The organism is Actinosynnema pretiosum (assembly GCF_002354875.1).
Taxonomy (GTDB): domain Bacteria; phylum Actinomycetota; class Actinomycetes; order Mycobacteriales; family Pseudonocardiaceae; genus Actinosynnema; species Actinosynnema auranticum.
Window position 1 is genome coordinate 6,298,407 of record NZ_CP023445.1, and the last position, 22,516, is coordinate 6,320,922.

The following is a 22,516-nucleotide window of genomic DNA, read 5'->3' on the forward strand; positions in this document are numbered from 1 at the left end:
AGGCTTGACCTGGAGTCCGCTCCAGGGTGCAGGCTGCGCCGCCATGAGGACTGCGCGCCTGGGGGCGCTGGAGGTCAGTGCGCTGTGCCTGGGGACCCTGCCGTTCGGGTCCGGTGTGGACGAGGGGACCTCGTTCGCGATCCTGGACCGGTTCGCCGAGGCGGGCGGGACGTTCCTGGACACGGCGAACAACTACGTGTCGTGGACCGAGGCAGGCACGGGGGACGAGAGCGAGGCCGTGCTGGGGCGGTGGCTCGCGGCGCGGGGCAACCGGGACTCGGTGGTGCTGGGCACGAAGGTCGGGGCGCGGCCCGCGGCGTCGGGGCCGGGGCAGGCCGGGACGGGGTACGAGGGGCTGTCGGCCGGGGTGGTCGAGGCCGGGATCGAGGGGAGCCTGCGGCGGCTGGGCACGGACCGGGTCGACGTGTACTACAGCCACGTGGAGGACCGGTCCGTCGACCTGGCGGAGACGCTGGGGGCGTTCGCGGGGCTCGTGGCGCGCGGGTCGGTGCGGGAGGTCGCGTGCAGCAACCACGCGACGTGGCGGATCGAGCGGGCGCGGGCGGTGTCCGGGGCGAACGGGTGGCCGAAGTACGCGGCGGCCCAGCTGCGGTTCAGCTACCTGCGCCCCCGGCCGGGGTACCGACTGCCCGAGTCCGGCCACGTGCTGATGTCCGGGGAGCTGCTGGACTTCGCCCGGAGCGAGGGTGACTTCGCGCTGGTCGCGTACTCGGCGCTCCAGTTCGGGCAGTACGCGGGCAGGCCGCTGCGCGAGGAGAACCGGCACGTGGGCAACGAGCGGCGCCTGGCGGTGCTCGGGGAGGTCGCGGACGAGCTGGGGCTGACCCGGAACCAGGTGGTGCTGGGCTGGGTGATGGCGCAGGGCGTGGTGCCGGTGGTGGGGGTGTCGTCGGTCGCGCAGGTCGACGAGGCGCTCGGGGCCGCCGACCTGGTGCTGCCCGAGGAGGTCCTGGCGCGGTTGGACGCGGCTGCCTGAGCCCGGACGCGCGAGAGGGCCCGCTCCTGCGCAGGAGCGGGCCCTCGTCTGCTCGTGGTTCAGCGCTGGTGCTCAGCGCTCGTGGTTCAGCGCACCGGGCGCCGCGCGCCGGGGGCCTCCACGTCCGCGGGCTGGGTGCGGGTGGGCCTGGTGTCGCCGCCCTGGGTCTGCACCGGGCGGGTGTCGCCGGACCGGGCGTCGGGCTTGCCCGCGCTGACCTTGCCGGGATCGATCGTCGGGTCCATGGCCTCGACCCTGGGCTTGGGCACGTCGCGCTCCGGGGCCGGGTGGTGCAGCGTCGGCTGGTCGAAGCGGTTGCCCCGGACGGTGTCGTCGTGGATCTCGGGCTGGTGCGCGGGCTCGTCCACGACGATCTTGCGGCGGGCCGGGAGGATCGCGATGACCAGACCGGCGATCGCCAGGCCCGCGTGCAGGCCATTGTCGGCGTTGTTGATCGCCAGCGGGTTGCCGAGGCCGGCGACCGGGTTGACCGACAGCACGCCGGTGATCATCAGGCCCCACGCGGTGACCGCGCCGTAGGCCAGCAGGACGATCCAGCCGTAGAGGCGCGACAGCGCGGAACCGCTCGCCATGAGCAGGCCCAGGACGCCGGTCGCCAGGTGGACGGTGTTGTGGAGCGGGTTGACGTGGAAGCCGAAGACCTCGGCGTGCCCCTCACCCGCGAAGTCGCCGAAGCCGGTGCGGACGAAGCCCACGACGCCGGCGGCCAGGAGCAGGACGGCCAGCAGGGCGGTGAGGACTTGGGCCGGTTGCAGACCTGCGACCTTGACGCGACCGGGGGCGGTTCCGGTGGTGGTCGAGTGGGTCATCACGCCCTCCGTGGGACCGTGAGCCCGCTCGTCGGGCTCAGGACGACCTACGACTACCCCCGGCTCGCGAAGGACAAACTTCTCCGGTTCTTCGAAGTGGAGCGAGAAATCTTCCAGGCGATCCCCGAAAATGCTTCAATCCTTTTTCCGAGGTTTTCCGTGGATTTTCTCGGGGGTTTCCGCGAGGCGGTGGGAGCGGAGTTCACGGAACCGCTCCCACCCCGCCCGACCAGGAGTTCCAGCGTCGGGCGCGCGCAGGTCCCGCCGTGGTCAGGACCCGTCCGACCCACCCCATGTGAGGCCGGGACGCCGGCACGCCGCCGTTGCCCGAACGGCGGCGCCGAGTTCGATTCCCACCCGTCGATCATCCACCCGGCCGGACCCGCCGTCAAAGCGTTTACCGGGGTCAGGAGATCAGGTAGGCGTTGCCCGCGAGCAGCGACTCCTGGCGCGGGATCAGCACCTCGGTCAGGCCGGGCGGGCTGAACGGGACCACCTGGCCGAGCACCCCGACCACCTGGGCGCCGGGCACCACCAGCTCGTCGCCGAGCAGCTCGGAGGGCACCCGGTCGTGGACGCCCTGGGGCTGGTGCGCGTACTCGCCCGCGACCTGGAACGGGCCCCAGCCGAGCGCGGCGCCCTCCCGCGCGGACGCGATCAGGTCGCGGTCCGCCGGGCCCCAGTCGGCGCGGATCCGCAGGTCGCGGACGGCGAGGAAGGCCGTGGTCAGCAGCGGCCACCAGGACCGGGAGTTGTCGCCGCGCAGCCCCTGGGACAGCTCGCCGGGCCCCATGCCGGGCACCTCCCAGCCGGGCATCCCGAGCAGCAGGAACTGCAACCACGGGCGGTAGACGGCCACCGAGGTGAACTCGAACGTGAGCTCCATTCCCTCGATCGGGGTGTCGGAGTGGACGCGCTCGGCGCCCCGCGACCAGATGCCGTCGGCGATGCCGGTGTGCCACGCCCAGGCGTCGGCCTCGGCCTGGCCCACCCGCCCGACCGCCTCGGCCCCATACCGCGCGCTCCCCCACACGCCGCCGCCGACCGCCCAGTCCGCGGGGATCAGCTCGGACAGCCGCGTCGGCACCCCGTCGAGGTCCAGCTCGGCGCTCGCGAACCGCTCGCGGGCGTCGGCGAACGCGCGCGCGACCACGTTGCGCGTGGTGGTGGCCAGGGTCGCCAGCTCCTGCCTGATCTCCCGTCCGCCGTCCCGCTCCATCTGCAGGAACACCCGCCTGACCAGGTCGAACTCCTCCTCCGCGAGCTCGCCGTGCTGGCGGGCGTGGTTGTGCGCGGCGCGGGCGTTGTCGTGGTCGACGGCGTGCCGCAGGTAGGCGCGGTACGCGTCGGTGGGCACGGTGTGGGTGCGGCAGTCGGCGGAGGCGGGGTCGGCGACCTCCTCGGCGCGGTGCAGGGCGCGGTAGGCGCGCTCGTAGCGGGCCTCCTGGTCGTGGTCCGCCTCGCCGACCTGGAGCTCCGCGTCGACCACGAAGCCGTAGACCTCCTCGAGGCGGTGGCCGGTGGAGGTGTAGGCGGTGTCGGCCTTCGGGACGTCGCCGAAGACGGAGGCGATGCGGCGGGCGGTCGCGGTGCCGCCCGCGCGGTGGTCGGGGGACCAGGCGTCGGTGAAGTCCTGCGGGCGGGCGGCCCAGCCGGGCAGGCACAGGGACAGGATCGTGTTGCGCAGGTTGCGCGGCGGTTGGACGGCCGGGTTGTCGGAGGGCGCGGTGAACGCGTCGAACAGACCGCGGTTCACGGTGTACGCGGCCCGGTTGCTCTGTTGGGGGTCCACCCCCCAACGCTGTGCACCGCCGGGCCGCCCGGCCACCGCAGCGGGCGGTGGTCCACCCGATCGTGTCCCGGTCTCCGCTCTGGAGACCGGGACGCGCCGGGGTCACACTGGGACGGACACGAACGTCCTGCCGTCGAAGTCGCGCACCTCGACGGCGGCGACGTCCTCGGGGGCGATCAGGGCCGAGCCGTCCAGGGTGGTGCCGTCCTTCTCCCCCGCCTCGGAGACGAGCCAGCTGCCCGCGTCCTGCGTCGTGCCGTCCTTGGCCACGACGACGATGCGGCACTGCTCGCCCTTCGGGATGCCCGCGACCGAGGCGTTGACCCTGACCCAGCCCGCGGCGGGCCTGACCTGGACGGTCATCCGGGCTCCGGTGGCCTGGTCGGCCCCGGTGCCGAGGCGGGTGCCGGAGGGTGGCGCGGACGGGACGGGCGTGGGGGTGGAGAGGGCGGCGTCGTCGGTGGGGGCGGTGCCCCGGCCGACCGCGAAGCCGCCGCCGAGCACGACCGCGACGACCGCGGCGGCGGCCACGCCCGCGCCGACGCGCCTGCGTGACGCGCGGACCTGGCGCTCCTGCCCGACCTGCCGCAGCGCGCGCCGCAGCAGCAGGTCGCCGCCGTCCGGTGGTCCGTCCAGCAGCGCCTCGGGCGGGACCTCGCCCAGCGCCTCCTCCATCGCCCTCAGCCCGTTCACCTCGTCGCGGCAGGTCGGGCAGGTCGCCAAGTGGGCCTCCACCTCGCGCACCTCCGCCTCCTCCAGCACTCCCAGCACGTGCGCGCCGAGCAGTTGCGGGACGCGGCTGCTGTCGTGAGTCCCGGTCATCCCGCCACCTCCTTCAGCGAGACCCCGGTGAAGGTCTCGCGCAGTGCTCTGAGCGCGTAGTGCGATCTCGACTTCACCGTTCCCGGCGGCACCCCGAGCGCCTCGGCGGCCTCGGTGACGCTCCGCCCCCGGAAGTAGATCTCCAGCAGGACGTCGCGGTGGTCCGAGGAGAGCTGGTGCAGCGCCTCCAGGACGACGACCGAGTCGACCACGGCCTCCGCGTGGTCGCGGGCGACCGCCGCGGCACCGGGCGACTCCGCGACCTCCTGCGGTCGCGCGGCGCGGGCGCGGACCCGGTCGGTGATGATGTTGCGCGCGACCGTCAACAACCACCCGCGCACCGAACCCTTGCCGTTGACCAGCGCCTCGGGGTGCCGCCAGGCCCTGACGAGGGTCTCCTGGACGACGTCCTCAGCCGCCGCCCGGTCACCGGTCAACCGCGTGGCGTACGCCAACAACGCCCGACCGTGCTCCTCGTAGAGGGTCCTGATCAGGGCCTCGTCGGCCGCGGTCTCCCGTTTGCGGGACCACAGAGCCGCCATCCACCCACTCCTTCCACCAGCTCGTGCTCGTGAACACGGATGGGGGGTGGGAACGGTTCATCTGGAGGGGGTGGGGAGTGGGAGTGGGGTCGGGGTCAGGGTGGGGTCGAGGGCGGGGTTGGGGTTGGGAGCGGAGTCGGGGTGGGCGCAGCGGGGCGAAAGTTGGGGACAAGTCGGGGGTTGGGAACAGGTCGGGACACGGACGACGAGTGGTAGCACGGAAGACGGAGATGGCGCGGAAGACGGATGAACGGACCGTTCACCGAGACTGCCACCAAGGCCGGCGATGAACGGACCACTCACCCAAGGTTGAACGGACCGTTCAACCAGAGACACACGACAAACCGCCAGGTGAGTTGAACGGACCGTTCAACCGCAAATGCGAGCCAAGCCACCACACAAACGGACCACTCACCAGCAGAACCAACGATGAACGGCCCGTTCAACCGCAGATCAGGGATGAGTGGTCCGTCCACCGACAGACCAACGGCGAGTGGTCCGTTCACCCACAGATCAGCGGCGAGTGGTCCGTCCACCAGCAGAACAACGGCGAGTGGTCCGCTCACCCAGGGTTGAACGGACCGTTCAACCGGCAACGCGAGACAAGCCGCCCAACGAGCGGTCCACCCGCCCGAGACCGGCGATGAACGGACCACTCACCCAAGGTTGAACGGACCGTTCAACCAGAGACACACGACAAGCCGCCAGGTGAGTTGAACGGACCGTTCAACCGGCAGGGTGAGGCAAGTCGCCGAGCGAACGGACCGTTCAACCATGGTTGAACGGTCCGTTCAACCGAGAGCCGACAGAGCGCGTGGACCAGCGGTTCGCCTAGCGGGCCCACAGCGCCTTCAGCAGCGCCCCAAAGGTTCCCCAGCGACCCCCAACCGCCTCCCCGCCCCCGCCACATCCGCGCCCCCGCATCCGCCCCCCCGCATCCGCCCCCGCAACCGCGCCCCCCGCTCCCCCACCTCAACTGCACAACTCCCCACTGTTCAAACACCCCCGAATCCGCTCCGCAAGCCCCCTGGGCAACGCCGACACCAACATCGCGTGATCCGTCCGAGGATCCCGCAACTGCTCCGGAAAGCTGTCGATCGCATAGGGCCGCCCCTCCGGCACCCGGTACAGCACCCGCACCGTCAACGCGGGCACCGGGAACGTCCCCGCCGGGCAAACCTGCCCGCCCAGCGGGAACACCGCGTGCCCCCGGTGGTTCGCGCTGTCCGTGTTCCTCCCGTCCCAGCAGCTCGGGAACTCGAACGTGCGCTCCACCCCGCTCCCCGGCTCGCACAGCGGGTACCGGTCCGTCACCCGGTCCACCCCCGCGCACCCCCACCGCGCCCGCCCTCCCCCGTTGGTGAACGCCGCCGGGTCGCCCGTGATCAAGCGCAGACCGGCGGGCATCGCCAGCACGTGCCCCGCCGGGTTCCCCCGGTACGTCACCACCACCTCGTCCGGCGGCAGGACCTCCCCCGTGTTGCCGTGCACGCCCCCTCCCGGCTCGTGCTCGTCGTGCCCCGTGGTGTCGGTCAGGCGCAGCACCGGCCAGTAGTACGCGGAGCGGTCGTCGTGGGCGCAGGTCGTGGGGGACGCCGCCAGCGAGCTGTCCGTCGACGCGTAGTCCGTCGACTCGTTGCCGACGTACTCGTGCGTGTGGTGCGCGCCGTTCGGGCGGCCCGGTGAGATGACCACGTTGTCCGCGTTGAGGTGGCGCCCCTCGTTGCGACCGCAGGAGATCGTGAACGTCCCGGTCGACGCGTCCGCCGACACGACCGGTGTCGGCGGCACGCGTGGGGCCTCGTCGATGGGCAGGTAGCGGTCGTCCGACGCGCAGGCGGCCAGCGTCAGGAGCAGCGCCAGCCCAAGGATGATCGCCCTCACGGGTGACTACCTTGCCGGCTCCCGCCACCCCGCCGACACGGGCTCGCCGTCGCTGCGGCCGTTCGGCCGGTGGTGGGAAAAATGGCCGCACCCCGCTAAATGCGGTGTCCCCCGACCGCCCCCTAAGTAGATTTGGCCTGGTGGCGGCTGGTGGAGGACCCCGGATGACGCTGCCGACCCGGCTGGTCCTCGGCGTGCTGCTCGAGGACGCCGACCGGCCCCGGTACGGGCTGGAGCTGTGCCGCACCACCGGGTTGCCCAGCGGCACCGTGCACCCCATCCTCGCCCGGCTCGAACTGCGCGGGTGGGTGTGCAGCGAGTGGGAGGAGGTCGACCCGCGCGAGCAGGGTCGGCCGCGCAGGCGCTACTACCGGCTGGTCCCCGACGCGGTCCCGGTGGCGCAGACCGCCGTCGCCAGGGCGCACCGGTCGCTGGAGCGGTTGCGGCGCAGCGCCGACGGGGCCTGACGGCGGGCGCCGCTCAGGGGCAGCCGACGCGGGCCCTGGACGCGCGCAGCAGGTGGCCGTACCAGGCGACCAGCGGGCCGGTCCGGCTGTCGGTCAGGTGCTCCCAGGTGCGCGCGCACAGCTCCCGGTACGGGGCCGGGTCCCAGGTCGCGGCCAGCTCGGCCAGCGGGCGGTCCACGAGGGAGCCCAGGGCGTAGCGGCGGTCGAAGCCGTGGGCCGCCGGGACGACGGCGCCGTTCGCCTCCACCACCAGCGGGGTCAGCCAGGCGCCCAGGGCGCCCGCGGCGTTCTCCGCCGTGAACGACGCGCGGTCGCGCAGCAGGGTGGTGCGGGGGACGGCGTCGAGCTGGACCGCGAGGCCGTGCTCCGCCGCGGCCCTGCCCAGCTCCACCGCCGCGCAGGCCAGCTCCACCGCGCCGGGGCGTTCGAGCAGCAGGCGGCGGCCCGCGCCCTCCGGTTCCAGGGGGCGGACCTGGAGCAGGAGGGCGCCCGCCGCCGCGACCTGGTCCGCCACCTCGCCCAGCCTGGTCGTGCCCGACTTGGTCAGGGTGGTCACCACGCCCACCGGGACGCCCGCCTCGGAGAGCCTGCGAACGCCCGCCAGCGCGCGCTCGTGGGCGCCGGGTTCGCCGCGCAGGCGGTCGTGGTCGGCCCTGGTCCCGTCGACCGACACGGCCACCAGGTCGACCTCGCGCAGCAGCGCGATCCGGCGCGGGGACAGCGAGAGCGCGTTGGTGGTCACGACCGCGCGCATCCCGGCGTCGCGCGCGGCGCCCACCAGCGCCCGCAGCTCCGGGTACAGGAGCGGTTCGCCGCCGGAGACGTTCAGGACGTCGTAGCCGAGGGTCGCGGCGGCGCGAACGGCCGGTCCGAGGACTCCGATCGGCAGGGACTCGGCGACGTCCGGACCGGAGCTGGAGTAGCAGTGCAGGCACCGCAGAGTGCACAACCGGGTCGGGTGAACTTGGAACACGGAGCGTCCACCAACCTGAGCCATGTCGCCGCCCTCCTGTCGCAACCCCTCTCCGTACGGAGCACTGATCAAGGGCGCTGATACATGTCCGGTAACCGGAATTCGCGGCTGATTCCTCCCAACGTGGGAACGGGTGAAAGCTGTGAAACGGTCCTCGGCAGGCTCGCGACAACCTGTACGAGGTCGACCCCCACACGTCCGTCGACCTCATCCGGGAGGGCAGATGCGCCGCCAGTTCGTCGTGTCCGGGGACGCCGCCGCCGAGGCGCGGCGCCGGGTGCTGCGCGAGCTGCACGACGGGGTCGGGCCCTCGCTGGCCGCTATCGCGTTAGGCCTGCGCGCGGCGCGCGAGCTGCTGCCGCGCGACGCCGCCGCGGCGGGCAGGTTGCTGGTGGCGCTGGAGGAGGAGGCGCACGGCGCGGTCGCCGAGGTGCGCAGGCTCGCCGCCGACGCGCAGCACCCGCCGGTGCTGGCGCGACTGGGGCTGGTGGGGGCGGTGCGGGCGCACGCGGGGGCGCTGGCCGGGCGGCACCCGGTGGCGGTGGAGGTGGCGGTCGTCGGGGAGCTTCCCGAGCTGGGGGCGGACGTCGAGGTCGCCGCTTACCGGATCGTGTGCGAGGCGCTGACGAACGTGGTGCGGCACGCGGGCGCCCGGCGCTGCGCGGTGTGGCTGCGGTTCACCGACCGGCTGCGGGTCGAGGTGGTGGACGACGGGGTCGGCCTGCCGCGCGAGGGGGGACTCGCGGGCGAGGGGGGACCGGCGGGCGTGGGGCTGCGGTCGATGCGGGAGCGGGCGCGCGAGGTGGGCGGCACGTGGGCCGCCGAGGTCCCCGAGCGGGGTGGCACGCGCATCGCGGTCGAACTGCCCGCGGGCGGGTGAGCGCGGTGCGACCGCTGCGGGTGCTGGTGGTGGACGACCACCCGATGTTCCGGTTCGGGCTGGCGGCGGTGCTGGCGTCCTCGCCGGAGATCACCGTGGTGGGCGAGGCGTCGGGCGGCGGGATGGGCGTCGAGCTGGCGGCGGCGCTGCGGCCGGACGTGGTCGTGATGGACCTGAACATGCCGGACCTGGGCGGGGTGGAGGCGACGCGGCGCGTCGTGGCCGAGCACCCCGGCGCGCGGGTGCTGGTGCTGACGATGTTCGACGACGACGACTCGGTGTTCGCGGCGATGCGCGCGGGCGCGCTCGGCTACCTGCTGAAGGCCTCGCAGCCGCAGCAGATCGCGCGGGCGGTGCGGGCGGTGGCCGAGGGCGAGGCGATCTTCAGCCCGGCGATCGCCTGCCGGTTGCTGGCGTACTTCGGCGCGCCCGCGCAGCAGCGCCCCGAGACGTTCCCGGAGCTGACGTCGCGGGAGCGCGAGGTGCTGCGGCTGATGGCGGGCGGCGAGGGCAACGGGGCGATCGCGCGGGAGCTGGTGCTGAGCCCGAAGACGGTGCGCAACCACGTGTCGAACATCCTGCGGAAGCTGCACGCGGCCGACCGGGCGGAAGCGGTGGCGCGGGCCCGCGAGGCCGGGATGGGGCAGCGATGAGAGCGCTCTCACGTGGCGTGCGCCCGGTGCCTGGACGCGCTGTCCCGGTGACGCGGCCCGACGGCGCGGAGCGGGATCTCGTGGGTAGAAGTGCTTGCAGGACAACGATCAAGGCCGGAGGGCAGCACGCCGGGGAGCACGGTGCGGGGCGCCCGGAAAGCGCTGTCCGCACCTCGGGCCGGGACAGTTCGGGACGTGGCGCCCATGGCGTCGGGACACCCCGGCTCGGGACGATTCGACGGGGCACACACGGGGCACGGCAATCCGGTTGGAGCGCGACATGATCGTGGAGCAGCAGCAGTTGTCGGTCGTCCTGCACGCGACCGACTCGATCACGAGAGCCGGGGTGACGGCGGCGCTGCGGGCGCGGCCGGAGGTCAGGCTCGTCGATCCCGAGGGCAGCGCTCGGGGAGAGGCCCAGGTGGCGCTGGTCGTCCTGGAGCGGTTGGACTCGGACGCGCAGCAGCTGCTGCGCAGGCTCCAGGTGGGCGAGGGCCCCGGCATCGTGCTGGTGGCCGGGGACGTGGCGGACTCGGACCTGCTGAACGCCGTCAGCAGCGGGGTGTCCGCGGTGGTGCGCCGCTCGGAGGCGACGCCGGAGACGCTGGTGCGGCTGCTGAAGGCGACCGCCGCCGGTGAGGGGGCGCTCCCGCCGGACCTGCTCGGGAAGCTGCTGAACCGGGTGTCCCGGTTGCAGCGCAACGTCCTGCACCCCAACGGCTGGACGATGGCGGGCATGTCGAACCGGGAGACCGAGGTGCTGCGGCTGATCGCCGACGGGTACGAGACGCGGGAGATCGCCGAGCGGCTGTGCTACTCGCAGCGGACGGTCAAGTCCATCCTGCACGACATCACCAACCGGTTCGGCCTGCGCAACCGGGCGCACGCGGTGGCCTACGCGCTGCGCGAGGGCCTGATCTAGGGGCCACTCCCCCGCCCCTCTCGGAGGTTCGGCCGCGAGGTGCGGGAAACGGGGCGCCGCCCTGGCACCGGGGACCCGGTGCTCGGGCGGCGCCCCTGCGCGTCAGCCCTCGACGCGCCCGGAGAACGAGACCGAGGGGGTGCAGTTGCCGCGCTCGGCCGGGTTCTGGCAGCTCACCGACAGGACCAGCTTCTCGCCCGGCTTGAACCGCAGCGGCTGCACGTAGTGGTAGTCCTGGTCGCGGAAGTTCGCCAGGCCCAGCACCAGCAGCGTGCTGCGGGCCCCGTTGGACTCGCGCAGCAGGCGGACGCTCCCGGCGTCGCCGCGCGGGTTCTGCACGATCAGGTCGGTGATCGCCAGGGTCTTCTTGTCGTCCTTGGGCGTGTGGGTGAAGTCGGAGAACCGGCCCGCGTCTCCGGTGATCGGCGAGTCGGCGGCCACCCGGAAGTCGGTGGGCTCGGCGGGCGGCGGGGCCTGGGCGGTGGAGCGCTGCGGCAGCGCGACGGCCGCGTCGCCGCCGGAGGAGCTGCCGGGCGCGAGCACGGTGCTCGGGTCGATCCCGACCGCCTCCAGGACCTTCTCGGAGTTCTGCCTGGCCTCGTCCGCCCCGGCCTGCGCGGCGGCGGCGCCCGCCTGCGCCTCCTGGGCGACGGCCTTGACCTCCTCGGCCTGCTTCTCGGCGGCCTCGCGGGCGGCGGAGCTGACCATGGGCTTGAGCAGGGTGAACCACAGGGTGGCGAGCAGCAGCGCGAGGGCGAGCAGGGCGGCGAGCGCGGGCAGCAGCCACTTGGGCAGCACCTGCCGCTGCACCAGCACGCCGTCCACGGCGACCTCGTCGCCCTCGGCGGGCACGACGTGGACCCGGAACGGGCGGCGCACCGGCTGGCCGCGCAGGAACGTGTCGTGCGGCTTGACCAGGACCTCGGCGAACGCGGTCGTGCCGGGCGGCAGGACGAGCTCGCGCGGGGTGGCGGTCAGGACCAGCTCGTCCTCGGGGTCGAGCGGTTCGACCCGCAGCGCGAGGGGGGCGTTGCCGGTGTTGTCGACGGCGACCTCGTAGCGGGCCCGCCGGGCGCCCTCCTTCTTGGTGGGCACCAGCTCGGCGTGCAGCGCGGTGAACGCGCCGACCTCGACGGTCCCCTCCTCCACGACCGACCCGTACGGGTCCTCGCGGGAGGTGACGCGCACGCCGAACGGCCGGACGCCCGCGTGGACGGCGGAGCTGCGCGGCGGCGAGAAGCGGACGACGACCTCGGCGGTCTGGTCGGGGACCAGGTTGACCTCGGCCGGTTCGGCGACGGCCCACTCCGCGGTGTCGCCGACGACGTCGACGGTGAACTGGTCGACCAGCCCGCCGGTGTTGCGCACGACGACCGTGCACTCGACCTGCTGGCCGGGTTCTGCGGACAGCGCGGGGGCTGACAGCGTGGCGGTGGCACCCATGGGGGAGATCCTCCGTGGACTGGGCGGGTGGGGGCAGGGGTCTTCGGGCGGGGGGCGGTGCGGGCCGGGCTGCCCGTGCGGGCGGTCCGGCGGGCGTCCCCCTGCTGGTCAGCCCCGGAACACGAAGTCCGGTGGCTGCACGGTCCTGGGCACCACCAGGAACGGGTTCGAGGCGACCTGGCCGAACCGGGGTCCGGTCAGCGGGGCGGCGAGCACGTCCCTGGGGCCGAGGCGGTCGCGCGGGAACACCAGGAGCTGGGTGTCGAGGCGGCCGTCGCCGCTCACGCGGGCGGTGGCCGGTTCCTGGGTGATGCCCGCGCTCCAGGCGAGCCGGACCTCGGCGCCCGGCGGGAAGTCGACGCCGACGACGCGGGTGACGAAGCCGGGCGGGCCGATCGGCGGGTCGGTGGTGAGCCTCGGCAGGCGCACGGACACCTCGACGGCGGCGGTGTTGTCGACGACGTCGGAGTCCGGGCCGGTGGTGAACACCGAGCCGCCCGCGGGCCCCCTGGTGGCGGCCTTGGCGGGCAGGGTGAGCCGGACCTCGGCCACCTGGCCGGGTTGCAGGGCGCCGAGGGCGCACTCCCCGCCGTCCGGCGCGCAGCCGGGGCTGGCGGAGGTGGGGGCGCCGAGCTCGGGCGGCAGGGCGGTGACCAGGCGGACGTCGGTCATCGGCTCCGGGGAGCCGTTGCGCATCCGGTAGGACAGCACGATGTCCTGGCCGCCGACGTAGCTGTCCGGGGGGACGGCGGCGACGGCCAGCGACAGGGAGCCGGGGTTGGGCGGCGGGACGACCTCCTCGGCGACGGTGACCTGCGCGCGGGCGGTGTTGTCGCCGGGGTTGATGTCGGCCGGGGCGGTGGCGGTGGCGATCTGCCCACCCGCGCTGGTGGCGGTGGCCCGGACGCGGATCTCGGCCCGCTGGCCCCTGGCGAGCCCGCCGAGGGTGCAGCGGGTGGCGTCGGGCCGGCAGCTGCCGCTGCTGGTGAGGATCTCGTCGACCTTGACGCCGGGCGGGAGGTCCAGGGTGATCGGGGCGCCGGGGGCGGTGACGAGGCCGGTGCTGGTGATCGTGAACAGGTACTCGGCGCTGCCGCCGAACACGACGTCCGGCGGGGACGCGCTCGCGGTGACGGCCAGGTCGGGCAGTCGGCGGGTGGTGGGGTGGGCGGCGCCGTCGGCGCGGCTGACCAGCTTGACCGGGTCGCCGCCGTTCGGGGGGACGGACCAGATCGCGCGGCGGCCGTCGTCGTCGACGTCGAACAGGATCGCGGCCGAGTCGGGGGTCCACTCGGGGTGGTCCGGGCCGGTGCCGCTGACGATCCTGGTGGCGGAGGCACCGTCGGCGTCGGCGGTGCACAGGTGCTCGGCGCGGTGGGCGTAGGCGAGGCGCTGGCCGTCCGGGGACCAGGCGGGGGCGGCGCCGTCGTTCGCGCAGGGCTCGTTCACCTTGGCGGTGAAGGGGATCTGGCGGGTGGAGCGGAGCGTGTCCTGGTCGACGGCGCTGAACCAGATGCCGGTTCCCCGGCCGGTGCCGGGGCCTTGGACGACGAGCGGGGCGGTGGCGGAGCCGGTGCGGCCCGAGGCGTCGGTGGCGGTGCAGGTGACGGTGGTGAAGCCGACCGGGTAGCGGGCGCCGGGGGTCTGGTCGCAGCCGGGGGTGAGCGGGGCGCCGGTCGCGTCGGTGGCGGTGGCGGTGAAGGTCGCGGGTGCGGGCTGGCCGTCGGGGCTGGTGACGACCGCGCCGGTGACGACGACGGTGGGGGCGCCGGGGGTCTGGGCGGTGGCGGTGAGGTGCTGGGTGCGGCGGGGTTCGGGGAGCTGGCCGTTGAACAGGAAGTCGACCTGGCAGGTGGCGGTGGTTCCGGGGCGGAGGTCGGCGGGCAGCGTCACGGTCTCGGCGAAGGTGAGGTCGGCCCTGCCCCGCTCGGTGATCGACTGCGGGGAGAACTCGACGGTGGCGCCGGAGTCGCAGGAAGCCTGCGGGGTGACGGTGACCGGGAGGGCGCGGATGCCCGCGGCGATCGCGTCGGCGGTCTCGTCGGGCGGGATGTCGCCTGCGATCACGGCGCCGCCGGTGGCGGTGGCGATGTCGGTGGCGTGGCCGCCCTGGTCCAACGACGAGGGGGTGCCCAGCGGGATCGCGAGGACCTGGACGCCCGCGCCGGTGAGGGCGGACACGACCTGCTCGCGAGTGGGGTACTCGTCGCAGTGGGTCGCGGTCGGGTCGTCGCAGTTGAAGTGCGGGGGCGCGTCGCCCAGGAGCACCACGACGCGGCTCCCGTCACGGGTGAAGACGCTGCTGTCGACGGCCAGCTGGCGCAGGCCGTTGAACCAGTCCTCCGGGCCGTCACCGCCGCCGCTCGCGGAGACCGCGTTCAGCTGGGCCTGGAGGGCCACGAGGTCGTCGGTGGGGCGCTGCCGCAGCACGTAGTGCTCGGCCTCGCCGATGTCGCGGTAGGTGGCAAGGCCGTACCTGGCGGTGGGCTGGAGCTCGGAGACGCGCGCGAGGACGCCGGTCAGCTTGGCCTTGGCGTCCTGGATGTGGCCGCCCATCGAGCCGGTGTTGTCCAGCAGGAACACGATGTCCGGGTTGTTCGGGACCTCGTCGGTCGTCAGGCTCACCCCGGTCCGGTAGTCGCCGCCGGGGCTCGTGCCGCCCACCACCTGGTATGGCCCGGTGTTCGGCGTCTCCTGGCCGTCGATCCGCCTGGTGAACGCGATGGTCGTGCCGTCCGGGGACCAGGCTGGTTCGCTGTCGCGGGCGGACAGGGTCGGGGGCTCCGGGATGTCCGCCAGGACCGTCCCGTCCGAGACGCGCAGGACGCGGATGCCCGCCTCGGTGGTGACGGCCAGCTTCGTGCCGTCCGGGGACCAGGTGGGTTCGGCCTCGCCGATCCTGGGCGTGAGCACGCGGGGTGAGGTGCCGTCCGCGTTGGCCACGACCAGGCTGGCGAAGCCGGTGACCGGAGGACCTGGAGCCGGGGGCGCCGAGCTCGGGGGGGTCTCGACGTCCCACTGGGCGTAGGCGATCTTCGTGCCGTCCGGGGAGTACGCGGGGTGCGCCTCCTCGCGCTCCCGGCCGCTGAGGGCGCGCTGGTCCGCGCCCCGCGCGTTGGCGCTGTGCACGTCGCCCCCGCCCTCGTACCCCACCAGGTAGGGGGAGAGGGGTTCGTCCTGCGCGGTGGCCTGCGGCGCCCGGTCGGCGAGCAGGAAGCCGCCCAGCAGCACCGCCAGCGCCAGGAAGGCGGCGGGTCTGCTCACTCGTCCGATCACCGGTCTGTCCACCGGGGTGCGCTCCTCAGGTCGTGGTTCCGGGGCTCACCCCTGGGCGAAGAACTCGATCTCGGAGATCGCGACGTCGTTGCCCGACAGCGAGCGGTGCAGGCCGGTCACGTGCACCTCGACGCGTTCGGCGCCCTCGCTGTTCGCGAGCGCGACCTCCTGCGGGTCGGGGGTGTCGGCGAGGTCCACGTCGTGCGTCCTGCCGGTGGAGTAGACGAGGTGCAGGCGCTGCGGGCGGTGCGCGGACTGGAAGTCGGCGCCGACGCCCGACCGCACGATGGCCTTGGCGAGGTCGACCTGCTTGCCGAAGTCCAGGACCAGCGCGGGCCGCGGGTCGGCGGGGGCGGCCCAGTGCGTGTTGGAGGCGTTGTCCGCGACCAGCGCGGCCGGGTGGTCGGGCAGCTCGGCGGTGGCGCTGACGGCGGTGGGGCGCACCGGTTCGAGCTTCGCGTCGAACACGCCGCGCACGTCCTCGACGGCGCCGGTGACGGCGCCGTTCACGGTGGAGCGGAACGGGTCGACCAGCCAGTACAGGGCGCCGAACAGCAGCACGGCGACCAGCAGCACCAGCTGCACGGCCCGGCCGAGGCCCTTGCGGACGGCGCCGCTGCGCCGGGCCCGGTTGCGGGTGCCCGCCGCGACGGTCTTGTCCTTGCGGGGGAACAGCTTGCGCCACCAGGTCGTCGGGGTGACGGTCGCGGCGGCCAGCGAGTCGCCGCAGGTGGAGCAGAAGTTGCGGGTGGGCGGGTTGCTGTCGCCGCACCGGCCGCAGATCAGGTCGCCGGGCTGGGCCTGGCGGCGCTCGGTGAGCTTGGGCTGCGGCCGGGCGGGCGCGGGCTGCTGCGCGCCGGGCTGGACGGCGGTGGGCTGAACGGGCGCGGGGTGGGCGGCGGGGTGGACCGCGGCGGGGCGGGAGGCGGGGTGGGACGGCGCGGGCTGAGCGGGCGTCGCGGCGGGCGCGGGGTCGTCGGCGACCGGGGTCGGCCTGCCCTCCTGCGCCGGGACCTGGTGCGCCGCAACCGCCTGCGCTCCCGGCGACTGCGTCCCCGCTGCCTGCGCCCCCGCTGCCTGTGCCCCCACTGCCTGCGTCCCCACTGCCTGCGTCACCGACGACTGCCCCGCCGTCGCCTGCTGAGCCGCGCCCGCAGACCCCTGCGCCGCCCCGACCGGTTCCTTCTCCCACTCCAGGAAAGTCCCGCAGGCGCCGCAGAACTCGGCCCCACCGGCGTTGTGCTCCCCGCACTGCGCGCAGACGATCACTGCCCCACCACTTCCACCTCGACCGCGACGTGCGCGGGAACCGCCCCCGCGACGGCCGAGGCCAGCCGGGTCCGGTCAACGGATTCGGGATCGGCCACCCGCACCACCACGCGGACCGACGGCGGTCCGGTCTCGGGCAGGGGTTGGCCGGGTTGGTCGGTGGAGGTGCAGGCGCCGCTGTCGACGACCTCCACCTCACCGCCGGAGAGCAGCCGGACGTGCTCCACCAGGCCGCGCCGGGTGCCGCGCCAGCGGTGCAGCCGCACCGCCGACGCGACCAGGTCCCGGCGCTGCGCGGGCGTCCACCCCTCGCCGACGTCCAGCGCGACCCAGTGCGCCAGCAGCTCCAGGAAGTCCTCGGGCGCGGTGCGCGGGTCCAGGTGGGCGGCGAAGCCGTCCAGCGCGGTGAACACCGGGGCGAGCACCTCGTCGAGCGCCTCGGTGAACCGCTGGGTGAAGCCGTCCTCGGTGTAGACGGCGGGGAGCCGCTCGCCCAGCGGGTGCGGGCTGGGCAGGGTGAGCGCGCCGAGCCTCATCGGGTCACCCGCACCTGGTGGCCGTAGGAGAACGCGAGGCCGTTGGGCGGCAGGTCCAGGCGCGGGACGGCGGTGCCGCGCTCGCCGGTGACCGGGTTCGCGCCGAACAGCCGGATGTCCTCCACCAGCTCCACGCCGGGAAGTCGTTGCAGCACCGCGAAGACCTCGCCGGACTGCACGGGCCTGCCGAACGGCCAGCCTCCGCCGTCGGGTCCGCCGCTGATCGGGTTGAAGTAGTCGTAGAGGCCCCGCACGGCGCGCGAGCGCAGCACGTCCTCGGGGGTGCCGGCGCGGGCGCGCAGCTGCGCGACGACCGTGACCCCCTGGTAGAAGGGCGGTTCGACGGAGACGTGCGCGCCGACGCAGCGCCGCTCGTCCAAAAAGCGCTCGATGCGGCCCCGCACCTCGGCGTCGGGTTGCAGGGCGGCGAAGTCCGCGCCCTCGTCGGCGGGCACGGCGGGCACCACCAGCACCCGCACCGCGTCCGACCCGGCGCCCGCCGGGACGCAGCGCACGCGGGCGATCTCGGGCGCGGCCTCGCGGGTGAGCAGCTCGTAGTCCTCGGCGGTGACGGCCCGGTCGCGGGTGCGCAGCAGCAGCGGGCCGCGCTGGGCGGCGTCGGTGACGCTCTCCCCCGCCACGCCGCCCGCGGCGGGCCTGCGGTTGGTGGCGGAGCTGACGAACGGCACCGGGTCGCGCTGCACGCGCAGCATCCCGCGCGCGACGTTGCCGCGCAGGCCGCCGCCGGTGCGGTACTCGGGGACGCGGATCGCGGCGGACTTGACCGGCACCGCGCCGTAGTTGCGCACCGAGCCGTCCGGCTGCCGCACCGCCGGTCCGAAGATCAGCTCGCCGCCGACGCGGTCCAGCACGACGTGCCGGTCGGCGGGGCCGGACTCGGCGAACGAGCGCACCTCGTGCCAGTCCTGCCAGCCGTCGGCGGTGGCGACCTGCACGCGCAGGTCCCCGTCGCCGACGACGACGGGGGTGCGGGCGAGCTGGAACCGCTGGCCGGGCACGCCCTCGGAGACGCCGACGACCTCGCCGGTGACCACGTCGGCGTGGGTTGCGGAGGTGGTGCCGCCGACGGTGGCGGCGGTGGCGGACAGCAGCCTCGGGGACCGGTGGTAGAAGGGCAGGTCCGGCTCCGGGCGCACGGCCCGGCAGCGCAGCCACCCGGCGCGCCGGCGGGCGATCACGGAGGCGGTGTGGCCCGCCGGGACGTGCAGGACGACGTCGCCGGGTTGGTTGAAGCCGCCGGTGCTGTCCCGCTCGACCTCGGCCGGGGCCCAGTTCTCGCCGTCCCAGGCCTCCCACGCCCACGGCGGGAAGCGCGGGTCGACGCCGCGGCCCTCGGCGCGGCACTCCAGGCGCAGCAGCACCGCGCAGCCGGGGACGGCGTCGGTGAGGCCGAACAGCACCGCGTCGCCCTCGGCGGGCTCGGTGGCGAACACCTCGGGGTCCTTGCCGTCGCGCAGGTCGTCGGTGCGGTCGGTCGGGGGCGCGCCGGCCGCCGAGGTGGCCAGCGCGGCGAGGGTGGCGGGCACGACGACGAGGTCGCGGTCGACGGTGAACACCACCGGTTCCTCGATCTCGGTGCGCTCGGTGGCGACCTGCGCGCCGGCCGGGACCACCACGGGGGTCTCGCGCGGCGCGGACAGCCAGAACGTGACGTCGGCGCGGGCGGCGGTGGGCGGGAACAGGGTGACGCCGATGAGGTCCAGGAACCGCAGGTAGTGCAGGTCGGGGACGCGGTTGAGCCGGTAGAGCAGCTCGTCGGTCATGTGCGCGAACGCCTCGATCAGCGTCACGCCGGGGTCGGACACGTTGTGGTCCGTCCACTCCGGACAGTGCTGCTGGACGCGGCGCTTGGCCTCGTCGACCAGGTCCTGGAAGCGGCGGTCGTCCAGGTTGGGGCTGGGCAGCGGCATCAGGCACCGTCCTCGGCGTCGTGGGGCGGGATGACGTAGAACGGGAAGACCAGGTTGCGCGGGTCGTTCGTGCCGCGCGTGGTGTAGCGGATGTCGATGAGCAGGGTTCCGCTGCCCACCTCGTCGAAGCTCACCGAGACGTCCTCCAGGGTGATGCGGGGTTCCCAGCGCTCCAGGGCGGTGCGGACCTCGTAGGCGATGCGCCCGGCGGTGGCGGAGTCGGCGGGGGCGAACACCAGGTCGTGGATGGCGCAGCCGAACTCGGGGCGCATGGGGCGCTCGCCGGGGGCGGTGGCCAGGATGAGGCGGATGCTCTCGACGATCTCACGGGAGCCGCTGACCAGCGCGACGGAGCCGGTGGCGTCGGTGTGCACGGGGAACGCCAGTCCCCTGCCGGTGAAGTCCACGGTCAGCCTCCGATCACGACGGTCGGGCAGCCCATGACGATGGGCGCGCCGCACGAGGCCAGGTCGCCGAGCCGGGCGGCGGGCTTGCCGCCCACGAGCACGGTGGGGCAGCCGGGCGGCAGGATGGGCGTGGGCGGGTGCGGTGGCACGCCGGGGAACGCGCAGGTGTGCAGCCCGCCGACGGTGGCGGCGGGCGCCCCGCCGATCAGCACCGCGGGCACGCCGGGCGGCGCGACGGTGCCGGGGTGGCCGGTCGGGTCCCCGACCCTGGCCGCTGGTGGCATGACCCTCTCCCGAATCTGCGGCGCCGGTCCCGGTTGGCCGGGCCCGACTAGTTGATCTTGACGAGGCCGCCGCGCACGGTGACCACGCCGCTGGCGGTCAGCTCGGCCTGGCCCTGCGCGGCGACGGACACGGAAGCGCCCTCGACCTTCACGCCGGAGGCGCCCGCGAGCTTCACGGACGCCTTGGCCTCGACGGCGACGTCGGTGGCGGAGGTGGCGGTGATCTTCTGGCCCTTGAGCTCCAGCGGCCCCTCGCCCGCGTCGATGCTGACGCCGTTGGCCGCCTTCACCACCACGGTCTTGTCGCTGGTGATCTCGACCGTCTGCTTCTTCTGGTCAATGCGGACGGAGAACTTCCCGTCACCGCTGGAGATCAGGATCCCGTCGGTCTCGACGAACTCGACCTTGTGGCCCTCGCGGGAGACGAAGCCGCGCGCGGCGATCGCGCCGGACCCGCCGTCCACCGGGTCCACGCTCAGCTTCGGCGGCACGTCCTTGGGGTTGTGCAGGCCGCCGAGCACGTACGGCGAGTCGAACGAGCCGTGCTCGAAGCCCACCAGGACCTCGTCGCCGACCTCGGGCACCACCAGCGAGCCCCGGCCCTTGCCAGCGCCCTGCTGGAGCACGCGCGCCCAGCCGGAGGTGAAGTCGGGCGCCAGCCACGGGAAGGTCAGCTTGACCCGGCCGAGCTCCGCCGGGTCCTTGACGTCGCTGACGACACCGGGCACCAGGTCGCCGCGCGCGGCCGTGGCGGGACCGCTGGCCAGCCCGTACAGCGAGCGCTCCTGGCGGCCGGAGACGGTGAACTCGGTGGTGTAGCCGTTGCCGGAGAACAGGTGCCGGGCGCTGGTGAGCGTGTACTTGCCCGCGAACTGCTCGCCGACGTTGACCAGCGCGACGGCGGAACCCGCGCGCAGCTTGGGATTGCCCCGCGCCACGCCGCTCAGCTCCACGCACGCGCCGCCGAGCTGGGCGGCCAGCGCCTCGGCGACGGCCTTCACCTCGGGCTGGGTGCGGTTGGCCACCGACGCCAGGAACGGGGCCGCGCCGAACCTCCCGGCCAGCTTCGCCGGGTCGGCCTGGTCGGCCTGGGTGCCCGGCGTGGTGGGCGTGGCGGTCGCGGTGACCTCCTCCTTGGCCTCCGGGTTCCAGCCGCCCACCACGACCTCCGGCACCTGCTCGGCCGAGGTGACGGACGCGCGCAGCGACAGCAGCGAGCGGTGCATCTCCAGCGCGAACGGGTTCGTGGTCGACTTCGCGCCGCTGCCCGGCGCGGAGCTGGGCTTCTCGGGCAGCCGGAAGTCGACCTCGCCGTCGGTGACGCCGATCTGCGCGCCGACGTCGGCGGCCAGGCGGGAGAGGAACTCCCAGTCGCTGACGCCCTCCTGGCTGATCTGCGTCTCGGCCCTGCCGCCGAACCCTGGAACGGAGTCGATCCGGCCGGGCGCGAGGCTCGCGCGCCGCACCACCTTGCGCACCACGTCGCCCACGGTCATGCCGGGGTAGGCGGCGACCCTGCGGCCCCGGAACAGCCGGTGCGTGACGGCGTAGCCGCGCACCTCGGTGAACGTGCCGCCCGCGTCCAGCTCGACGCCGAGCGCGGTCACCTCGCCCGCCATCAGCTGCTCGGGCGCGCCCGGCTCGCTGGTCTGGACCTTCAGCACGACCTTGGCGCCGACGGTGAGCTTCCCCTTGCCCAGCACCACGTGACCGGGGTCGCGGAAGCGCAGCACGAACACGTCGGGCAGGTTGCGGCTGGTGTCGACGTAGGCGGTGGTGAGCCAGGACTTGACGTCGGCGGGCAGCGGGGCGCCCTCGACCTCGACCACCAGCGAGTTCGCGAAGCTCTCAGCCACCGCGGACCTCCTCGAGGGCGGGCAGCAGCAGCCGGGAGCCGGGGCGCAGCCGCATCGGGTCGTCGATGCCGTTGGCCTCGGCGATCTCGCGCCACAGGTTGGGGTCGCCGTAGGCCCGGTACGCCAGCGACTGGAGGGTGTCGCCCGCGACGAGCACGTGCGAGTCGCGGGCGGCGAGCGCTCCGGAGGTGGGGTTCTGCCCGCCCAGCTCGCCGGAGATCTCCTCGAGGGAGACCGTGCACACCGCGCGCACCGGCACGCCCGCCGGGGTGAACAGGGTGTACTTGGCGGCGACGCTCGCGACGAACGCCGGGAACCCGGTCATGCCGCCCCACTTGAACACCACCCACGGCGGGGAGCCCTTGCCCTGCTGGCGGCTGTCCTCGGTCGGCACGCAGCAGGCGAACAGCTGCTCCACCTTGCGCACCACGCCGTCGTCCATGTGCTCGGTGGAGTCCAGGAACACCTCCAGGGACAGCTTCACCGGCTCGGCGCCCTTGTACTCGGGGGTGCCGGACTTCTTGTGGTTGGGCTGGAGGTCGCGCTCCCACTTGGTCGACTTGGTCAGCGACAGCTCGCGCGGGTTGAACTGGAAGGTGATGTCGTGCATCAGCTCGCCGGGCTTGGCGGCGCCACCGGCCTTCGGCGGCTTGTGCACGCTCAGCACGGCCTTCTGCAGGTTGCCGGGGGCGCCGTAGCCGCTGGCCGCGCCGGTCCCGGCGGAGGTGAAGGTGATCGGGGAGGCCACCGGG

20 protein-coding genes are annotated in these 22,516 nt (G+C 74.3%); 5 read left to right on the forward strand and 15 right to left on the reverse strand.

The annotated features are described in order from the left end of the window. Nucleotides 1–43: 43 nt before the first annotated feature. On the forward strand, nt 44–997 hold the full coding sequence (locus CNX65_RS26720) for an aldo/keto reductase (protein WP_096496220.1): 954 nt from the start codon (nt 44–46) through the stop codon (nt 995–997). Nucleotides 998–1,083: 86 nt separating this feature from the next. Here CNX65_RS26720 and CNX65_RS26725 read toward each other — a convergent pair whose 3' ends face one another. The 5 genes from CNX65_RS26725 to CNX65_RS26745 all read right to left on the reverse strand — a co-directional run bounded on the left by CNX65_RS26725 (nt 1,084) and on the right by CNX65_RS26745 (nt 6,867). Continuing rightward, nucleotides 1,084–1,827: a DUF4383 domain-containing protein gene (locus CNX65_RS26725; RefSeq protein WP_096496221.1), complete on the reverse strand. Its 744-nt coding sequence runs from the start codon at nt 1,825–1,827 to the stop codon at nt 1,084–1,086. Between the two features lie 406 nt (nt 1,828–2,233). Then, nucleotides 2,234–3,619, reverse strand: a complete 1,386-nt coding sequence (locus tag CNX65_RS26730) for a hypothetical protein (RefSeq protein ID WP_096496222.1) — start codon at nt 3,617–3,619, stop codon at nt 2,234–2,236. 102 nt (nt 3,620–3,721) lie between these two features. Next, complete coding sequence (locus tag CNX65_RS26735) at nt 3,722–4,441, reverse strand: zf-HC2 domain-containing protein (RefSeq protein WP_096496223.1); 720 nt, start codon at nt 4,439–4,441, stop codon at nt 3,722–3,724. Beyond that, entirely contained in the window at nt 4,438–4,983 is a 546-nt protein-coding gene (locus CNX65_RS26740; protein WP_096496224.1) for a sigma-70 family RNA polymerase sigma factor, read from the reverse strand. The genes CNX65_RS26735 and CNX65_RS26740 overlap by 4 nt, the downstream gene beginning before the upstream one ends. Before the next feature lie 972 nt (nt 4,984–5,955). Further along, entirely contained in the window at nt 5,956–6,867 is a 912-nt protein-coding gene (locus CNX65_RS26745; protein ID WP_096496225.1) for a DUF1996 domain-containing protein, read from the reverse strand. Between the two features lie 164 nt (nt 6,868–7,031). Between CNX65_RS26745 and CNX65_RS26750 the strand changes: the two genes are divergently transcribed. Next, nucleotides 7,032–7,334, forward strand: a complete 303-nt coding sequence (locus tag CNX65_RS26750) for a PadR family transcriptional regulator (RefSeq protein WP_015804076.1) — start codon at nt 7,032–7,034, stop codon at nt 7,332–7,334. Between the two features lie 13 nt (nt 7,335–7,347). On the opposite strand, the gene CNX65_RS26755 is transcribed toward CNX65_RS26750, so the two are convergent. Further along, a complete protein-coding gene (locus CNX65_RS26755) occupies nt 7,348–8,283 on the reverse strand; it encodes a radical SAM protein (RefSeq protein WP_232520029.1) in 936 nt (311 codons plus the stop codon). Between the two features lie 247 nt (nt 8,284–8,530). Here CNX65_RS26755 and CNX65_RS26760 point away from each other — a divergent pair, with 247 nt between their 5' ends. The 3 genes from CNX65_RS26760 to CNX65_RS26770 all read left to right on the forward strand — a co-directional run bounded on the left by CNX65_RS26760 (nt 8,531) and on the right by CNX65_RS26770 (nt 10,762). After that, nucleotides 8,531–9,187: a sensor histidine kinase gene (locus CNX65_RS26760; RefSeq protein ID WP_096496227.1), complete on the forward strand. Its 657-nt coding sequence runs from the start codon at nt 8,531–8,533 to the stop codon at nt 9,185–9,187. A gap of 5 nt (nt 9,188–9,192) precedes the next feature. Beyond that, entirely contained in the window at nt 9,193–9,840 is a 648-nt protein-coding gene (locus tag CNX65_RS26765; protein WP_177154690.1) for a response regulator, read from the forward strand. A 280-nt stretch (nt 9,841–10,120) separates the two neighbouring features. Further along, on the forward strand, nt 10,121–10,762 hold the full coding sequence (locus CNX65_RS26770) for a response regulator transcription factor (protein WP_096498018.1): 642 nt from the start codon (nt 10,121–10,123) through the stop codon (nt 10,760–10,762). A 102-nt stretch (nt 10,763–10,864) separates the two neighbouring features. On the opposite strand, the gene CNX65_RS26775 is transcribed toward CNX65_RS26770, so the two are convergent. The 9 genes from CNX65_RS26775 to CNX65_RS26815 all read right to left on the reverse strand — a co-directional run bounded on the left by CNX65_RS26775 (nt 10,865) and on the right by CNX65_RS26815 (nt 22,512). Beyond that, nucleotides 10,865–12,205 (reverse strand): COG1470 family protein, encoded by a 1,341-nt coding sequence (locus CNX65_RS26775; RefSeq protein WP_096496229.1) that lies wholly within the window; start codon nt 12,203–12,205, stop codon nt 10,865–10,867. 108 nt (nt 12,206–12,313) lie between these two features. Further along, nucleotides 12,314–15,481, reverse strand: a complete 3,168-nt coding sequence (locus CNX65_RS26780) for a DUF11 domain-containing protein (protein WP_177154691.1) — start codon at nt 15,479–15,481, stop codon at nt 12,314–12,316. Between the two features lie 45 nt (nt 15,482–15,526). Further along, complete coding sequence (locus tag CNX65_RS26785; protein ID WP_096496231.1) at nt 15,527–16,750, reverse strand: zinc ribbon domain-containing protein; 1,224 nt, start codon at nt 16,748–16,750, stop codon at nt 15,527–15,529. After that, nucleotides 16,747–17,286 (reverse strand): phage tail protein, encoded by a 540-nt coding sequence (locus tag CNX65_RS26790; protein ID WP_096496232.1) that lies wholly within the window; start codon nt 17,284–17,286, stop codon nt 16,747–16,749. The genes CNX65_RS26785 and CNX65_RS26790 overlap by 4 nt, the downstream gene beginning before the upstream one ends. Then, a complete protein-coding gene (locus CNX65_RS26795) occupies nt 17,283–19,217 on the reverse strand; it encodes a putative baseplate assembly protein (RefSeq protein ID WP_096496233.1) in 1,935 nt (644 codons plus the stop codon). The genes CNX65_RS26790 and CNX65_RS26795 overlap by 4 nt, the downstream gene beginning before the upstream one ends. Then, on the reverse strand, nt 19,217–19,624 hold the full coding sequence (locus CNX65_RS26800; RefSeq protein ID WP_198320560.1) for a GPW/gp25 family protein: 408 nt from the start codon (nt 19,622–19,624) through the stop codon (nt 19,217–19,219). Before CNX65_RS26800 ends, CNX65_RS26795 begins: the two co-directional genes overlap by 1 nt. Before the next feature lie 2 nt (nt 19,625–19,626). Continuing rightward, on the reverse strand, nt 19,627–19,908 hold the full coding sequence (locus CNX65_RS26805; protein ID WP_096496234.1) for a PAAR domain-containing protein: 282 nt from the start codon (nt 19,906–19,908) through the stop codon (nt 19,627–19,629). A 47-nt stretch (nt 19,909–19,955) separates the two neighbouring features. Then, nucleotides 19,956–21,764 (reverse strand): VgrG-related protein, encoded by a 1,809-nt coding sequence (locus CNX65_RS26810; RefSeq protein WP_096496235.1) that lies wholly within the window; start codon nt 21,762–21,764, stop codon nt 19,956–19,958. Then, entirely contained in the window at nt 21,757–22,512 is a 756-nt protein-coding gene (locus tag CNX65_RS26815) for a CIS tube protein (protein WP_096496236.1), read from the reverse strand. The genes CNX65_RS26810 and CNX65_RS26815 overlap by 8 nt, the downstream gene beginning before the upstream one ends. Nucleotides 22,513–22,516 lie beyond the last annotated feature (4 nt).

Bases quoted from the DNA above. Each gene is read 5' to 3' on its own strand.
- CNX65_RS26720 (WP_096496220.1), top strand. From the start codon at position 44: ATGAGGACTGCGCGCCTGGGGGCGCTGGAGGTCAGTGCGCTGTGCCTG.
- CNX65_RS26725 (WP_096496221.1), bottom strand. From the start codon at position 1,827: ATGACCCACTCGACCACCACCGGAACCGCCCCCGGTCGCGTCAAGGTC.
- CNX65_RS26735 (WP_096496223.1), bottom strand. From the start codon at position 4,441: ATGACCGGGACTCACGACAGCAGCCGCGTCCCGCAACTGCTCGGCGCG.
- CNX65_RS26740 (WP_096496224.1), bottom strand. From the start codon at position 4,983: ATGGCGGCTCTGTGGTCCCGCAAACGGGAGACCGCGGCCGACGAGGCC.
- CNX65_RS26750 (WP_015804076.1), top strand. From the start codon at position 7,032: ATGACGCTGCCGACCCGGCTGGTCCTCGGCGTGCTGCTCGAGGACGCC.
- CNX65_RS26760 (WP_096496227.1), top strand. From the start codon at position 8,531: ATGCGCCGCCAGTTCGTCGTGTCCGGGGACGCCGCCGCCGAGGCGCGG.
- CNX65_RS26770 (WP_096498018.1), top strand. From the start codon at position 10,121: ATGATCGTGGAGCAGCAGCAGTTGTCGGTCGTCCTGCACGCGACCGAC.
- CNX65_RS26775 (WP_096496229.1), bottom strand. From the start codon at position 12,205: ATGGGTGCCACCGCCACGCTGTCAGCCCCCGCGCTGTCCGCAGAACCC.
- CNX65_RS26790 (WP_096496232.1), bottom strand. From the start codon at position 17,286: ATGAGGCTCGGCGCGCTCACCCTGCCCAGCCCGCACCCGCTGGGCGAG.
- CNX65_RS26795 (WP_096496233.1), bottom strand. From the start codon at position 19,217: ATGCCGCTGCCCAGCCCCAACCTGGACGACCGCCGCTTCCAGGACCTG.
- CNX65_RS26805 (WP_096496234.1), bottom strand. From the start codon at position 19,908: ATGCCACCAGCGGCCAGGGTCGGGGACCCGACCGGCCACCCCGGCACC.